This window comes from Thalassospira sp. MIT121401 (assembly GCF_047125595.1).
GTDB lineage: Bacteria > Pseudomonadota > Alphaproteobacteria > Rhodospirillales > Thalassospiraceae > Thalassospira > Thalassospira povalilytica.
The window spans coordinates 1,256,736-1,271,960 of the sequence record NZ_CP138926.1 but is presented as its reverse complement, the minus strand read 5'-3'; the positions used below and the strand labels follow the sequence as shown (position 1 = coordinate 1,271,960).

Below are 15,225 nucleotides of genomic sequence, written 5' to 3'. Positions count from 1 at the left end.
ACAGGTGATCTTAGCCAAACAGCGGATCGATCTGGCGGGCTGCATTCAGGACCACTTTATCCGCCCCGTGCGGGGCTGCGATCATCAAGGCCGCCGGGACGGTTTCGCCTTCAACATGGACCGGGATCGAAATGGCACAGGCATCCACCAGATTAAGATAACTGGTATTGCGCAACATCTGCGCATTCAAATGGTCGAAATCGGCTTCGACCTCGGCAATTTTCGGTGCCATCATCGGCAAGGTCGGCGCAATCATGACATCGACATCGGCCATCGCGGCATTAAACATCGAAACAATGTCGGCCCGCTTGGCATAGGCTGCGATCATTTCGTCCTTGGACAGGGTTTCGGCAAATTTGATCCGTGCCAGAACACGTGGATCACCGACCGTTTCCAGTGCCTCCAAATCCCCCGAATAGATCGCGTGGGCTTCAAACGCCACCAGCATCTTATTCAGGATCGCATTCTCGGCAACAAAGCCAAGCTCGATCTCGACCAGTTCATGGCCCGCCGATTTCAGCTTGTCACAAATCGCGGCAAAGTCGGCTTTGACCCGGTCATCCAGCCCGTCGACAAACCCGCTGGTCGGCACACCGATCCGGATGGATTTCGCAGCAGTCTGCGCAACGGTCTTGCCGGTCATGACTTCGAAAACCGTGATCGCGGTTTCCAGATCACGCGCAAGCGGCCCTGGCGTATCAAAGCTTTTTGCCAACGGATGGATGCCCTTGCCCGAAACGCACAACCGGCTGGGTTTGAAACCATAAAGCCCGTTAATTGCCGACGGGATCCGGATCGATCCGCCGGTATCGGTGCCAAGTGCAAAATCAACCAGACCATGGGCAACGGTCAAACCGCCCCCCGATGTTGAACCGCCCGGAATGCCTTCAGGGTCGAACACATTGCCAGGTGTGCCGTAATGCGGGTTAAGCCCGACACCGGAATAGGCAAATTCGCTCAGGCTGGTGCGCCCGAACGGGATCGCACCGGCTTTTTTGACCTGGGCTACAACATCGCAATCCTGATTGGCCGGTGCGCGATCAAGCAAAAGCTTGGATGCCGCCGTGGTGGCAATGCCTGCCTCGTCATACAGGTCCTTGATCGACACCAGCATCCCGGCCAATGGCAGGTCGGGATTGGCAGCAGCCATTTCTTCGGCCTTTGCCGCAGCAGCTAGAATCCGGTCCGGGTCAAATTCGGTAAAGATTTTACCTTTCAGATCCCCAAGTTCATTGACCTTGTCGATTGCTGCTTGTGCCTTGTCGATCATCGCACCCATCTGGCTGCCTCATCCTTGTTTTATCGTTATGGTTCAGACGGAAACTGGCTCAGGCAATTTCCGGCAGTTCATTAATTGCATAAGAATGCTCGATCGTGCGACCAAGTACCGGATCATGCAACGCCATTTTGAAACGTTTTGCCGGACGCACGCCACCCTTGGCACCAAGGGTCCCGCACAGCATCACCGATGCCTTGCCGGCCGGGGCCGATGACGTCAGACCGGAACCATCAATCAGATCAGTCAACGGACGGATCGAGGCAATCGTGCCTTCCTGATACAGAACCCACTCATCGCCGTCCTTTTCCGAAATCCACGACCGCATTTCGATCTGTTCGATATGGTCGGCCACTTCGTCAAAACGCCAGATGTCGCGTGCCACCGGCTTTTCACAGATCTGTTTGGACAGGGCAACCGAATGCGCTTCAAGTTCACGGTCGGTATGATCCGATGCCAGACCGATATAAAGCACGCCGTCACTTGCAATCAGGAACGGTTCGATCTCGCCCGATGTGCCTTTGCCAACCACTTCAATCACGTCCTGCTGGGTCACCATGCCCGATGCCGTCCGGTAATAAAGCGGAACGCTTGATGGCGGTTTGACACCGATTGCGGCCAGCTCGTCGATGTGATGCTGAATGGCCTTGGCATCGCGTCCGGTCCAACCGGCAACGGTGCAATGGCTGATGTCAAAGGCGATCTCTTTGCCCAAAAGGCTGAATTTCATCTGCATTTTTATAGTCCCGTTCAACTTGTTTTTTGGGGCGTCCGGCCTGTTGCGCGGTGCGGATACGCGATGCAACAGGCGGACGCGGGGCCCGAATGCGGATCGGTTGTGGATCCGCATTCTTTATTGGCCCGTTCAGGGAAATGGGGTCTGCGCGTGCCCGGCTCAGAGATATTCCGGCAGGAACAGTGCAAGATCAGGCAGGAAGATCAGACCGATAATCATCGCCACCATCACCAGAACAAACGGGATGGTACCCAGCATGACCTCGGACAATCGTCCGGTCTTGCGTGCGCCTTGCACGACATAAAGGTTCAATCCGACCGGCGGGGTAATCAGCGCCATCTCGATCAGAACGATCAGAAGAATGCCAAACCAGACCTTGTCAAACCCCATGCCGACCATGATCGGCACAATGATCGGAATGGTCGCCACCATCAGCGACAGGGTCTCGATAAAGAAGCCCAGCACGATATAAAGCGCGATCACCACCAAAAGGGTTCCCATCGGGCTCAGGTCAAGACCGACCAGAAGCTCCTTGAGCTCGCGACCCATACCCGCCGCCGTCAGGGTGAAGTTCAGGAAATAGGCGCCGATAATCACCAGCATGATCATCGCGGTAATCCGCACCGTGCCCAAAAGGCACATTTTGACCATCTGGTTGGATACACCCTTGTTAAAGGCTGCAATCGCAAGTGCAATCGCAACACCGACCGCGGCTGATTCCGTGGGGGTCGCCCAACCGGCATAGATCGATCCGATCACCACAAAGAACAGCACAAGGATAGGCAGCAAATGCTTCAGGCTGACAATGCGTTCCGACCAGGTAAAGGACCGGCTCTGCCCGCCAAGCGACGGTTTGATTTTGCAAAGGGCCGCTGTCACCAGCATGAAGGCCACCGCCATCACAAGGCCCGGCACCAGACCGGCAAGGAACAGGCGCGGGATCGATGTTTCGGTCAGGAACCCGTAAACGATCAGGTTGATCGATGGCGGGATCATGATGCCCAATGTACCGCCCGCGGCAATCGCCCCGGAAAACAGTTTGGGATCATAACCAAGCTTCTCGGCCTGCGGCATGGCGACGGTGGCAACGGTTGCAGCCGTCGCAACCGATGACCCCGAGGTTGCCGAAAACATGGTTGCCGTACCGATATTGGCATGGATCAGACCACCGGGCAGCCATGAGAACCACTTATCAAGTGCCTCATAGGTTTTTGCGGCAATCCCGCCACGCACCAGGATTTCACCCAGCAGCACAAAGAACGGAATGGCAATCAGGGTCGAAGAATTGGACGACGACCAGACAACCTGCCCCAATCCGCGCAATAGCGGGAACGGGGTAAAGAACTGATCAACACCAATCCCCAGCAGGAAAAGAACAATCCCCACCGGGATCGACAGGGCCAAAAGACCCAGCAAGGATGCGGTAACAGCAAAAATCATGATTCCAGCTCCAGTTCAGAGCGGGCACCAACAAGCGTATCGGCCTGTTCAAGATCGCGTCGCATCAAAAGAATAAGGGTAAGGATCACCAGCGCACAGGAACAGACCGCAAACCACAACCAGCCGGAAAACCAGATTGCCTGCGGAATCCAAAGCGGTGTTTCAAGCGGCGTGTTTGCGGTTGATCCACGTTCGATCGTCTTGGACAGCACTGGCCAGCATTGAATGGCAACAATCGATGCCACTGCGGCCAGCGCAACAATTGCCAGCAGATCAAGGAACGCCTTGCCGCGCTGCTGCAATTTCAGACGAATAAGGTCAATCCTGACATGTGCAAGCTCGGTCAGGGCAAATGAAAGGCCCCAGCTTGCAACGCCTGCCATGACGTAACCTGAAATTTCTTCTGATCCGCCAAGCGATATGCCGACTTCACGCAGCAAAATCTCGGCGATGATCAGGGCCACGCTGCCCATCAGAACAAGTCCGACGAGCAGCGCGATAATGCGGTTTGTGCGGCGGATGGCCGCAATCAGTTTCTGGGTCACGATCTCGGTCTCCGCCATGCACTATTGATTAGTTCAGCGGTACGGTAACACCGACGGTCGCACCAACGCTATCGTTCCAGCGTTTGACCCAATCGTTACCTGCGCGCTCTGCCCATTCCGGCAGAACCGTGGTGGTCAGGATTTCCTTGGCCTTGGCAACGTCGGCTTCGGAAACTTCAACCAGTTTCATGCTTGCCGCATCGCCTGCCGGGCAGGTGCCATTGCCGGTCAGGCAGGCAACATCGTTTTTAAGGGCATCTGCTGCCGACGCCCAGGCCGGTGCTTCGAACTTGGTTTTGACTTCATCCATGATGAAGGCCTGCTGTTCGGCACTCAGGCTGTTCCATTTGTCCATGTTCATCGCGGTCACAACCGGATCCCAGCCGCCCAGCGGAATGGTCATCAGGTGATCGGAAACTTCCCACCAGCCTGCGCTATAGCCCGAACCGGCACCGGTAACGGCACAATCGATCACGCCACGCTCAAGACCGCCCGGAACTTCCGAGAAGGCAACGTTCACGCCGGTCGCACCCAGTGCTTCCAGGAACTTGGTGGTCATACGGCCCGAACCACGGACTTTCTTGCCTTTAAGGTCGGCAAGCGTGTTGACTTCACCAGCACAGAAAACAACCTGCGGCGGGTACGGTGCAACTGCCAGAACCTTGGCGTTGAAACGATCGGCAAAGATGTCATCAACCATCGGACGGGCTGCTTCGACCATTGCTTTTGCTTCGGCTGCGGTGTTGGCAACCAGCGGCACGTCAAGGCCTTCAAGCTCCGGCGCATCGCCAACTGCGTAATCACCAACGGTCATGGCAACGTCAAAAACGCCGTCGCTCAGGATACGGAACACGTCACCGCCACCGATGCCCATCTGGTCATGGGTGGTCATTTCAACATTGAATTCGCCGTTGGAATCTGCCGGAAGGGTTTCGGTCCAGAACGGGCTTTCATACTGTTTGTAAAGCGGCAGGCTGCTCCAGCTGCCGACAACCGAAAGATCCTCGGCAAAGGCCGGGGTTGCGGCAAAACCTGCACCCAGGGCAGAAACCGCCAAAAGCGAAGAAACCATCTTTTTCATAAGAAAAGTCCTCTCTGATAGATCGTTTATGATTGGTGTGTGTGTGGTTTGGTCTGAAGGGAAAACTCCGCGGCCTCGGCAAGGACATCGGTCACAAGCATCAGGCCGGGTTCGTGCGTGATGGCAAATTCGGGTAAGACATTGCGAATTGCCATTTGCGGCGTGACTCCGCACGCCCAGAAAACCGGAATGTCCCCTTCATGAATGACGGGGTCATCTCCAAAGTCCGGTTTCATGATATCCGCAATACCGATCTGGGCCGGGTCGCCGATATGGACCGGTGCGCCGTGGGCCAGACGATATCGATCGGAATACAGGATCGCCCGGATCGCGTCGCCCGGGGTGAATGACCGCATCGATACCACCAGCGGACCATGGAAACGCCCGGCTGGGGACGTTTCGACATTGGTCACATACATTGGCACATTGCGGTTGGCATCCATGTGACGCAGCGGCACACCGCCGCGCGTGATTGCCGCTTCAAACGAAAACGAACAACCCAGAACGAATGTCACCAGATCATCGCGCCAGACATCGGTCAGATCGGTCGCACTGGTGTAATCAGCACTGCCGCGGAAAATGCGATACCCCGGAAGATCGGTGCGAATATCAAGATCCGCGCCCAGTGCCGGGATAAACGGCGATCCCGGTTCGGACATCCCGATCAACGGGCATGATTTGGGGTTCTTTGCACAGAATTGCAGAAACTCGTCTGCGTAGTCGGCCGGCAGGATCGCCAGATTGCCCTGAAGGTAACCTGATGAATAACCGGTGGTCGTCCCTGTATGTTCGCCGCTACGGATCGCCTTGCGCAACGCCAGTGGCGTAATTGCGGAAATGGCTTCTTTCGCGATGTCAACGGAACGGGGGGCGCTTTTTGACGCGTTCATTTTTCAGTCCCATTCTCTGCCTCTTTGTAAAGATTGAGAAACCGGACCGATCTTGTCAAGAAATCATTTTATCTGATTTTTGATCGTATTTATCGATCAGTTTGATCAAACAGTTTTGCTGCTTCCTGTACTGCTGCCCCGATTTCGCGGTTGCGTTCCGGGTAATAGGTGATGACAAAATGCAACGCCGTCAGCGATGCCTCATCGCGCACCGGGATTTGCTTAATATGTTCATCCCAAACGGAATTCTTGACCATCAGGGTCGGCAAGACCCCGATCCCGAAGCCCCCCGCCACAAGATGTTTGACGGTCGAAAGCGATGCCGAACCATGCAATGCCGGCTGGGAAATATCGGGTGCGGCAAAGATGCTTTCGACCTCGCGGAATGGCGGGGTGCCCTTTGGAAATGTCACGATGGCATGGCTTGCCAGCTCACTTAGTGACAGAGGTGCATCCCCCAGTTCCATCGTTTCGGCGCAATACCAGCCCAGCTCAACCGGCTTTAACGGGGCTGCCACCGCACCTTGGGGCACGGATTCGCGCAACATGATCGCGACATCCATCTCGTCATCTTCAAGCGCCTTGCCAAGCTGCCCGGATGTATCGACCGACAATTCGAACCGGACCTTGGGGAAGTCGTTTTTCAGCTTGTTGAGCATATCGGTCAAAAGCGTATGCACGATGGTTTCGGCAACACCGATGCGCACGGTTCCGCTCAGTTCGCCCGGATGGGTCAATTCCTGCCAGATGCGGTCGCGCGCCCGTGACAGGCGCTGGGCTTCCTCGACAAAGCGCAAACCCGCCGCCGTCAGGCGAACCTGCCGGTTGCTGCGATCAAACAGCATGATGCCCAGTTTCTTTTCCAACCCCGAAACCCGGGCCGAAATCGCCGATTGCGACAGATTGTATTTCTGGGCTGCTGCCCGAAAACCGCCAGCCTTGACGATATCTTGCAGAATTTCGATATCCTTGAATTCAAACACGCCATCCACCCTGATCAATATTGTTTGTGATCACTTTACCCTCCATCCGATCACTTCGCACGATCAATTGATCAATCTTTTGATCAGAAGCCCGTCTTTTGCCGTAAATCCAAGATACCGGACCGCGCGCCAAACCGGGTTTCACCAACCGATCACCGAGGCGTGACTTGCCCAAAGATGCTTTTGCACGGACATTGAACCAACCGGGTAATTGGAGGACGACATGCTGATACGCCGCAAAAAGGGCTGGGAAATTCCTGAACGTGATGCCACACCACAAGCGGTCTACCAGAACCGCCGTCAGTTCCTTAAGGGGATTGCCGCCGGATCGATCGGTGCAACCGCCGCGTCCCTGCCACTTGGCAGTGCGCTGGCACAAGGATCGGCATCAACCGCCGACCTTTATCCGGTATCGCGCAATCCCGCCTATACGGTGGATCGCGAACTGACCGAAAAGGCCAAGGCGCTGACCTATAACAACTTCTATGAATTCGGGTCGCACAAATCGATCTCGCAGGCTGCCCAGGCGATGAATATCCGCCCCTGGACAGTCAAGATCGACGGGTTGGTGGAAAAGCCGATCGAAATCGATTTCGAAGAACTCGTGCGCAAGATGCCGCTCGAAGAACGGGTTTATCGTTTCCGCTGTGTCGAAGCATGGGCCATGACCGTGCCCTGGTCCGGCTTCCCGATGAAGGCACTGGTTGATTTTGCCAAACCGCTTTCCGGCGCCAAATATGTCGAAATGGAAACCGCCAGCCAAAAGGAAACCATGCCGGGGCTTCGTCAATTCTGGTACCCTTGGCCCTATATCGAAGGTCTGTCGATGGCCGAGGCCACCAATGAACTGACCATGATCGCGACGGGCATTTACGGCGAAGAACTGCCCAAACAAAATGGCGCCCCCTTGCGTCTGGTCACCCCGTGGAAATACGGCTTCAAAAACATCAAATCCATCGTCCGCTTTACCTTCACCGATGAACGCCCCAAAAGTTTCTGGGAAGATATCAACAGCGACGAATACGGCTTTTGGGCCAATGTAAACCCCGAAGTCCCCCATCCGCGATGGAGCCAGGCTTACGAACGCCTTCTGAATAATGGCGAAAGCGTCCCGACCCGGATTTACAACGGATATGGCGAATATGTCGCCGATATCTACAAGGGCATGGAAAACGAAAAACTGTTCATGTGACCGGTCATCCTTGAGCACAGCAAACACGCTGCTTGCAACCGATCTTCCCGTTATGCGCGCTGGCCATCATTACTGATGGGCGGCGCGTTCGGTTTTCGGGACCGGCATTACGGTCTGCAAATTTGCCCATGGCCGCACACAATCATCCCCGCTTCATAATGCGGGATGCTTGATGCAGGGATGCATGATATCCGGTCCGCCTATTGGGCGGGCTGGGCATAGCGGGCATAGATTTCATCAAACGTGCCGTCATGGCGCATTTCAACCAATGCGGCTTCAAGTGCGGTAAAGCTGCCATCGGTGAAATAGGCGGACTGGCGGGACAATCCGATAAAGGATGGCTGACCTTGCAACACCAGATCGGCCTTGCGAATACGAAACGGCCCTTCGCGTCTGATCAGTTCAACCGCCAGAAGTTCCGGAACGATCAAGGCATGGATCCGGTGCATATCAAGCATCCTGAACAGGGTCGGATAATCGGCCGCTTCGACCAGCCGGATATCGGCAACTTCGTCAAGCTGGCGGCTGTGATTTGCCCCGCGCAACACCCCGACCGACTTTGCGCCCAGATCCTGAATGCTTCGGATATCGCCATCAAGCGCCCCGATATAGATCGCCTTTGGCTCGTCGGGTAAGGCCGCGCCGAAATAATACATATATTGCTGGCGTTCATCGGTGCGATTGGGGCCCAACATCAAATCGGACTTGCCCCGTTCGATCAGGTAAAGAGCACGCCTGAACGGCACCACTTCGAATGCAAGATCAATACCGACCCGGCGTGCGGCTTCGCGCACCACTTCAACATAAATGCCCGAATATGAAAGCCCGTCCGGCGTTTCCTTGACAATGCGATAGGGTGGCGCGGGATTGATCACCACGGTCAGTTCGCGCGCAGCGGCATTGCCACCGGCAAACAATCCACCTGCCCCGGCCAAACAAACCGCAACCCACAAAAGCCAAGATCTCAGACGCAGCATAAAGCTGTTCTCCAAGGCCACCAGAACATCAGGATAGGGAAAGAACCCGCTCCCTTCAACAATGCGACTCCCGTCGCCCGTCATGGCGCTTTATATGCGGACTAAATCACCCCGAACAACCGTTGTTTTTGCAATGCTCGCCCATCTGATGCGGCGTTTTCTGCATTGGTTTTCGGCTTATGGTCCCTTGCGCCGGCGGCCTTTATATTTCGGTTTGTTGGCCGATTTTGATCCGGGGCCGGCCGTTCCGATGCTTCGCGCCATCGGTCCGGCTTCCGCAAGACCAAGTTCCTGGTCTTCCAGTCGCTTGACCTCGTCGCGCAGGCGGGCGGCCTCTTCGAATTCAAGGTTGCCTGCGGCTTCGCGCATCCGTTTTTCAAGATCTTCGATATGCGCACGCAGGTTATGACCAATCAATGTGTCGCCCGAAACGCCGGTATCGACCGTGACGTAATCCTGTTCCGCCACACTTTCAAGAACATCATTGATCTTGCTGCGGACCGTTTCCGGCGTGATGCCATGTTCCTCGTTATAGGCCATCTGCTTTTCACGGCGGCGGTTGGTTTCGCCAATCGCATATTCCAGGCTGTCGGTCATCTTGTCGGCATACAGCAACACCCGGCCATCAACGTTACGCGCCGCGCGACCAATGGTCTGAACCAGCGACGTCTTGGAACGAAGGAACCCTTCCTTGTCCGCATCCAAAATGGCAACCAGCGCACATTCCGGAATATCCAGCCCCTCGCGCAGAAGGTTGATGCCAACCAGAACGTCAAACACGCCCAAACGCAAATCACGGATGATCTCGATACGTTCAAGCGTATCAATGTCGGAATGCAGATACCGCACACGAATGCCGTGTTCATGCAGATATTCGGTCAAATCCTCGGCCATGCGTTTGGTCAGGGTCGTGACCAGAACGCGCTGCCCCTTGGCCGCACATGCCTTGGCCTCACCCAGAAGATCATCGACCTGGGTTTCAACCGGGCGAACAATACAGACCGGATCAATAAGACCCGTCGGGCGGATCACCTGTTCGGCAAAGACACCACCGGTGCGTTCCATTTCCCAATTGCCCGGTGTTGCCGAAACAAACACGCTTTGCGGGCGCATGGCGTCCCATTCCTCGAATTTCAGCGGCCGGTTATCAACACAGCTTGGCAGGCGGAACCCGTGCTCGGCCAGGGTGAATTTGCGATTATAGTCACCTCTGAACATGCCGCCGATTTGCGGCACAGCCACGTGGCTTTCATCGACAAACAGCAACGCATTTTCAGGCAAATATTCAAACAATGTCGGCGGCGGATCGCCCGGGTTACGGCCCGACAGCCAGCGGGAATAGTTTTCAATCCCTTTGCAATGGCCAACCGTTTCCATCATTTCAAGGTCAAAGGTCGTGCGCTGTTCAATCCGCTCGGCTGCCAGCAACTTGCCCTCTTCGCGGAACTGGGCCAGACGGTCTTTCAATTCCTGCTTGATGCCGGCCATTGCCTGCACAAGGGTCGGGCGCGGTGTCACATGGTGCGAATTTGCATAAACCGTGACCGAGTCCATGGTCGCAAATTTATGCCCGGTCAGCGGATCGAATTCGGCCAGTTCCTCGATCTCGTCGCCAAACATCGAAACCCGCCATGCGCGGTCTTCGGCGTGGGCCGGGAAAATCTCAAGCACATCACCGCGCACCCGGAAAGTGCCGCGCGAAAAGGCCGCGTCATTGCGGGTATATTGCAATTCGACCAGCCGCTTCATGATGTCGTTGCGATCGACCTCGTCGCCAACCGAAATGCGCTGGGTCATCTCAAGATATGTTTCCACCGCCCCGATACCGTAAATGCACGACACCGATGCCACGATGATACAGTCGTTGCGTTCAAGGATCGCACGCGTTGCGGCGTGGCGCATCCGGTCGATCTGTTCGTTAATCGAACTGTCTTTTTCGATATAGGTATCGGTCCGCGGGATATAGGCTTCGGGCTGGTAATAGTCGTAATAGGAAACGAAATACTCGACCGCGTTTTCCGGGAAAAATCCCTTCATCTCGGCATAAAGCTGGGCGGCCAGTGTCTTGTTTGGCGCAAGAACAAGGGCCGGGCGCTGGGTCTTGGCGATGATATTGGCCATGGTAAAGGTCTTGCCCGACCCGGTTACACCCAGAAGAACCTGATCACGTTCATTCTCGTTGATGCCCGCCATCAGTTCGGCAATCGCGGATGGCTGATCGCCGGCGGGCTGATATTCCGTCACCAGCTTGAATTCCCGTGATCCTTCAACGGGCGGGCGACGTTTGGTCAGAAATTCCGGTAGCGCATCCATCGGGCAAATCCCTTGTTTGATCTTGCCCCTAGTTATAGGTCAGATAGCACCAATCGCAAGCCCCACCCCTGACAGTTCCTGTCAGGAAATGTCAGGAGCCGTCAGGATTAGGATTGCCGGAACAAGAACCATTTTACCGCGTTATGCATTCTGTTCTGTTCGATCTGACATCCTGTGGACGGTTAAATTGGATAAATTCATCCCAAAGAACCCGCAAAACGCGACAAACTGCCTTGAATTGCATTTAAGGCAGGCGTAGGGTCCGATCCGAAAGAACGCGATTCTTTTCACTTCTTTTTTCATTCCAGGGAAACAGACCAATGGCGTTTATTGCCGACCGTTTGAGCCGTATCAAACCATCTCCCACCATTGCCGTAACCACCAAGGCCGCTGAACTCAAGGCAGCTGGCGTTGACGTGATCGGTCTTGGCGCAGGTGAGCCGGATTTTGATACCCCCGACAACATCAAAGAAGCTGCCAAGGCGGCACTCGATGCTGGCAAGACCAAATACACTCCGGTCGCTGGCACTCCCGAGCTGCGCAAGGCCATTGTCGAGAAGTTCAAGCGTGAAAACGACCTGGAATACACCATCGACGAAATCACCGTTGGTTGTGGTGGCAAACAGACCCTGTTCAATGCGTTCTTCGCAACGCTGAACCCGGGCGACGAAGTCATCATCCCGGCTCCCTACTGGGTTTCCTACCCGGACATGACCCTGATGGCCGAAGGCACACCGGTCGTGGTCGAATGCCAGGAAGAAAACGACTTCAAAATCACCGCCGCCGAGCTCGAAGCCGCAATCACGCCGAAAACCAAATGGGTTGTTCTGAACTCGCCGTCGAACCCGACCGGTGCGGCTTATTCGCGTGCCGAACTGCGTGCGATTGCCGACGTTCTTCTGAAACACGAAAACGTCTATGTCATGTCTGACGACATGTATGAGCACCTCGTCTATGACGGTTTCGAATTCACCACCATCGCCCAGATCGAGCCGAAGCTCAAAGAGCGTACGCTGACCTGTAACGGTGTGTCGAAATCCTATGCGATGACCGGCTGGCGTCTTGGCTATGCTGCCGGCCCGAAAGACCTGATCAAAGCGATCAACAAGGTCCAGTCGCAGTCCAGCACCCACACCTCCTCGATCAGCCAGGCTGCTTCGATCGAAGCGCTTAGCGGTCCGCAGGACTTCCTTAAAGAACGCGCAGAAGTCTTCAAAAAGCGCCGTGACCTTGTTGTCGCAGCCCTGAACGAATGCGAAGGCCTGTCGTGCAAAACCCCGGAAGGTGCGTTTTACGTCTATCCGTCTTGCGCGGGTGCGATCGGCAAAACCACCCCGGATGGCAAGAAAATCGAAACCGACACCGACTTCGTCACCTACCTGCTCGAAGCAGAAGGCGTTGCTGCGGTTCAGGGTTCGGCATTCGGTCTGGCTCCGTATTTCCGCATTTCCTATGCGACGTCGGATGCGGCCCTTACCGAAGCATGCGCACGTATCAAACGTGCCTGCGCTGCACTGAAATAAGGTTTCTGCACCCGATATTTCGGGGCATTGATCACCAAACGGGGTCCGGCACTTGCCGGGCCCTGTTTTTTTGTCCATTATCGAATTCAATAATTACGCACTGAATTACCGATAAATCGGACACATCATGATCAACGAGAACTTCTACGCCACCGTCGACGGAATAAGTCTGTTCTGTCAGCGGATCACCCCTGCCGATGTTCGTGAAGATGCCCCGACCATTATCTTCCTTCACGAGGCCCTGGGCACCATTCGCATGTGGCGGGACTTCCCCGCCAAACTGGCAACCGCAACCCGGCACCCTGTCATTGTCTATGAGCGGCGCGGCCATGGCCGGTCAGACCCGCATGCCGATGGCGACATTCCCCGTGCGGTCAATTTTCACAACACCGAAAGCGATGTCTATCTGCACGGACTGATCACCGAACTGGGACTAAGCAAACCCATCCTGTTTGGTCACAGTGACGGCGCGACCATTGCCCTTAAATACGCCGCCCGCTTCCCCGACAATGTCACTGCGGTGATTTCCGAGGCCGCCCACGTCTTTGTCGAAGACGTCACCATTGCCGGCATCAATGATGCGGCGGGCATTTATGCCAATACCGACTGGAAAACCAAACTTGAACGCCATCACTTCTTCCAGACCGATGCCGTTTTCAGCGCCTGGGTCGATACCTGGCGGCAACCGGCTTTTCGTGACTGGAACATGGTCGACGAACTGGCCAGCATCACCTGCCCGCTTCTGGTCATTCAGGGCGATGATGACCAGTTTGGCAGCGACGAACAGGTCCACACCATCTGCGCCAATGTCAGCGGCCCGGCAACCGGAATGCTGATCAAGAATTGCGGCCACATCCCGCACTTTGATCAACCCGATCAGGTGATTGCCGCCAGCCTCAAGCATCTGGGCCTTGCCGAACTTGTCGATGGCTAACACCAACTTGCCGCCCAAACAAAAAAGCCCCGGCTGCGTCATGCAACCGGGGCTTTTTGATTGGGCTATGCCCGAATTCTGTCGGCTTATTCGGCCAACGCGTCTTCGGCGTCGATCACGACCGCAACGGCGTGAATGACCGATGCAATGCGGATGGCGTTCTGGATGGTTTCCTTTTTGACGCCGGCACCTTTGAGCACCTTGTCATGGGAATCGATGCACATGCCGCAACCGTTGATCGCCGAAACCGCGATCGAAAACAGTTCGAAATCGGCCTTGTCGATGCCCGGCTTGCCGATGATGTTCATACGAAGGCGGGCCGGCATCGAACCGTATTCGGCATCCGAAACCAGATGCACGAAACGGTAATAGATGTTGTTCATGCCCATGATTGCCGCTGCACCCTTGGCAGCTTCAATGGCTTCTTCGGACAGTTTTTCTTTTGCTTCGGCGGCAACGGCCTTGATCAGTTTGGCGTTGCGCGATGCGAATGCACACGCAAGGGCTGTGCCGTAAACCTGCTGGTCGGTCATGCCCGGATTGTTGGCCATGCTCGACAGGTTCAGTTTGAGATCCTTGGCATAGGACGGCATTGCGTCTTTGATTTCGACGATAGAAGTCATTGTTTAACCCCTGAATTCATTGCTGCTTTGAAAGCGAAAATCACAAAACTCTTCAGCCATCACCAAGCCGCCGACCATATCGGCAGATGGATCAATCAAATTTTCCCGATGGGCTGAAAACGGGACCGGACAGGTGTCCGGCCCCAAAATCGGTCTGGACCAAGTCGTAAAATACGACTTAGAGGGTTGCGTCACCCTGGTTCCAGTTGCACGGGCAAAGTTCGTCGGTCTGCAGTGCATCAAGAATACGCAGGGCTTCCTGCGGGTTACGACCAACGTTAAGGTCGTTAACCTGGACGTGACGGATGATGTTGTCCGGATCGACGATGAAGGTCGCACGCAGGGCAACACCGGCATCTTTCGCCAGAACACCAAGGGCTGCCGACAGTTCTTTTTTCTCGTCAGCCAGCCATACGAACGGGCTGTCGCCCAGATCTTCGTGGTGGGTACGCCATGCTGCATGGACGAAATCGGTGTCGGTCGAGCAACCCAGAAGAACCGCGTCACGGTCTTCGAATTCACCGTTCAGTTCGCCATAACCGACGATTTCGGTCGGGCAGACAAAGGTGAAGTCTTTCGGCCAGAAGAACAGGATCTTCCATTTGCCTTCATAGGACTTGTCGGTCACCGGTGCAAAGCTGTCCGGGGTTTTGCCCGAAACACCAGTCAGATTGAATTCAGGAAGCGTATCACCAACGGTAAGCATTATTTT

At 55.4% G+C, this 15,225-nt stretch carries 14 protein-coding genes; 3 read left to right on the top strand and 11 right to left on the bottom strand.

Annotation, left to right across the window (positions count from 1 at the left end):
* Positions 1-10 precede the first annotated feature (10 nt).
* The 7 genes from SIB88_RS05730 to SIB88_RS05700 all read right to left on the bottom strand — a co-directional run bounded on the left by SIB88_RS05730 (position 11) and on the right by SIB88_RS05700 (position 6,951).
* On the bottom strand, positions 11-1,279 hold the full coding sequence (locus tag SIB88_RS05730) for an amidase (RefSeq protein ID WP_412557564.1): 1,269 nt from the start codon (positions 1,277-1,279) through the stop codon (positions 11-13).
* Positions 1,280-1,328: 49 nt separating this feature from the next.
* Positions 1,329-2,012, bottom strand: coding sequence for a DUF2848 domain-containing protein (locus tag SIB88_RS05725; protein WP_412557563.1), 684 nt, complete (start codon positions 2,010-2,012; stop codon positions 1,329-1,331).
* A gap of 159 nt (positions 2,013-2,171) precedes the next feature.
* The gene (locus tag SIB88_RS05720) at positions 2,172-3,452 is read right to left on the bottom strand and encodes a TRAP transporter large permease (RefSeq protein WP_412557562.1); all 1,281 of its coding nucleotides are present in this window, start codon (positions 3,450-3,452) and stop codon (positions 2,172-2,174) included.
* Positions 3,449-3,997, bottom strand: coding sequence for a TRAP transporter small permease subunit (locus SIB88_RS05715; protein ID WP_082817813.1), 549 nt, complete (start codon positions 3,995-3,997; stop codon positions 3,449-3,451). Before SIB88_RS05715 ends, SIB88_RS05720 begins: the two co-directional genes overlap by 4 nt.
* A gap of 28 nt (positions 3,998-4,025) precedes the next feature.
* Entirely contained in the window at positions 4,026-5,078 is a 1,053-nt protein-coding gene (locus SIB88_RS05710) for a TRAP transporter substrate-binding protein (protein ID WP_068518852.1), read from the bottom strand.
* 26 nt (positions 5,079-5,104) lie between these two features.
* Entirely contained in the window at positions 5,105-5,968 is an 864-nt protein-coding gene (locus SIB88_RS05705; RefSeq protein WP_412557561.1) for a putative hydro-lyase, read from the bottom strand.
* An 89-nt stretch (positions 5,969-6,057) separates the two neighbouring features.
* On the bottom strand, positions 6,058-6,951 hold the full coding sequence (locus SIB88_RS05700) for a LysR family transcriptional regulator (protein ID WP_101245893.1): 894 nt from the start codon (positions 6,949-6,951) through the stop codon (positions 6,058-6,060).
* A gap of 223 nt (positions 6,952-7,174) precedes the next feature.
* Here SIB88_RS05700 and msrP point away from each other — a divergent pair, with 223 nt between their 5' ends.
* On the top strand, positions 7,175-8,143 hold the full coding sequence (gene msrP, locus SIB88_RS05695) for a protein-methionine-sulfoxide reductase catalytic subunit MsrP (protein ID WP_101245603.1): 969 nt from the start codon (positions 7,175-7,177) through the stop codon (positions 8,141-8,143).
* 200 nt (positions 8,144-8,343) lie between these two features.
* Here msrP and SIB88_RS05690 read toward each other — a convergent pair whose 3' ends face one another.
* Both SIB88_RS05690 and uvrB read right to left on the bottom strand, forming a co-directional pair.
* A complete protein-coding gene (locus SIB88_RS05690) occupies positions 8,344-9,120 on the bottom strand; it encodes a substrate-binding periplasmic protein (protein ID WP_412565933.1) in 777 nt (258 codons plus the stop codon).
* 177 nt (positions 9,121-9,297) lie between these two features.
* On the bottom strand, positions 9,298-11,433 hold the full coding sequence (gene uvrB, locus SIB88_RS05685; RefSeq protein WP_412557559.1) for an excinuclease ABC subunit UvrB: 2,136 nt from the start codon (positions 11,431-11,433) through the stop codon (positions 9,298-9,300).
* Between the two features lie 320 nt (positions 11,434-11,753).
* On the opposite strand from uvrB, the gene SIB88_RS05680 reads away from it, so the two are divergent.
* Positions 11,754-12,956 carry an aspartate transaminase gene (locus SIB88_RS05680; protein WP_101245600.1) on the top strand — a complete coding sequence of 401 codons (1,203 nt, stop codon included), beginning with the start codon at positions 11,754-11,756 and terminating at the stop codon, positions 12,954-12,956.
* Positions 12,957-13,083: 127 nt separating this feature from the next.
* The gene (locus SIB88_RS05675; protein WP_341653498.1) at positions 13,084-13,890 is read left to right on the top strand and encodes an alpha/beta hydrolase; all 807 of its coding nucleotides are present in this window, start codon (positions 13,084-13,086) and stop codon (positions 13,888-13,890) included.
* Positions 13,891-13,976: 86 nt separating this feature from the next.
* On the opposite strand, the gene SIB88_RS05670 is transcribed toward SIB88_RS05675, so the two are convergent.
* A complete protein-coding gene (locus SIB88_RS05670) occupies positions 13,977-14,513 on the bottom strand; it encodes a carboxymuconolactone decarboxylase family protein (RefSeq protein WP_068518859.1) in 537 nt (178 codons plus the stop codon).
* 178 nt (positions 14,514-14,691) lie between these two features.
* Entirely contained in the window at positions 14,692-15,219 is a 528-nt protein-coding gene (locus tag SIB88_RS05665) for a peroxiredoxin (RefSeq protein ID WP_068518860.1), read from the bottom strand.
* Positions 15,220-15,225 lie beyond the last annotated feature (6 nt).

What these genes read in the sequence shown, in the direction of transcription:
- SIB88_RS05730 (WP_412557564.1), bottom strand. Translation starts at nt 1,279, where the DNA reads ATGGGTGCGATGATCGACAAGGCACAAGCAGCAATCGACAAGGTCAAT.
- SIB88_RS05680 (WP_101245600.1), top strand. Translation starts at nt 11,754, where the DNA reads ATGGCGTTTATTGCCGACCGTTTGAGCCGTATCAAACCATCTCCCACC.
- SIB88_RS05665 (WP_068518860.1), bottom strand. Translation starts at nt 15,219, where the DNA reads ATGCTTACCGTTGGTGATACGCTTCCTGAATTCAATCTGACTGGTGTT.
- SIB88_RS05720 (WP_412557562.1), bottom strand. Translation starts at nt 3,452, where the DNA reads ATGATTTTTGCTGTTACCGCATCCTTGCTGGGTCTTTTGGCCCTGTCG.
- msrP (WP_101245603.1), top strand. Translation starts at nt 7,175, where the DNA reads ATGCTGATACGCCGCAAAAAGGGCTGGGAAATTCCTGAACGTGATGCC.
- uvrB (WP_412557559.1), bottom strand. Translation starts at nt 11,433, where the DNA reads ATGGATGCGCTACCGGAATTTCTGACCAAACGTCGCCCGCCCGTTGAA.
- SIB88_RS05675 (WP_341653498.1), top strand. Translation starts at nt 13,084, where the DNA reads ATGATCAACGAGAACTTCTACGCCACCGTCGACGGAATAAGTCTGTTC.
- SIB88_RS05710 (WP_068518852.1), bottom strand. Translation starts at nt 5,078, where the DNA reads ATGAAAAAGATGGTTTCTTCGCTTTTGGCGGTTTCTGCCCTGGGTGCA.
- SIB88_RS05670 (WP_068518859.1), bottom strand. Translation starts at nt 14,513, where the DNA reads ATGACTTCTATCGTCGAAATCAAAGACGCAATGCCGTCCTATGCCAAG.
- SIB88_RS05690 (WP_412565933.1), bottom strand. Translation starts at nt 9,120, where the DNA reads ATGCTGCGTCTGAGATCTTGGCTTTTGTGGGTTGCGGTTTGTTTGGCC.
- SIB88_RS05725 (WP_412557563.1), bottom strand. Translation starts at nt 2,012, where the DNA reads ATGCAGATGAAATTCAGCCTTTTGGGCAAAGAGATCGCCTTTGACATC.
- SIB88_RS05705 (WP_412557561.1), bottom strand. Translation starts at nt 5,968, where the DNA reads ATGAACGCGTCAAAAAGCGCCCCCCGTTCCGTTGACATCGCGAAAGAA.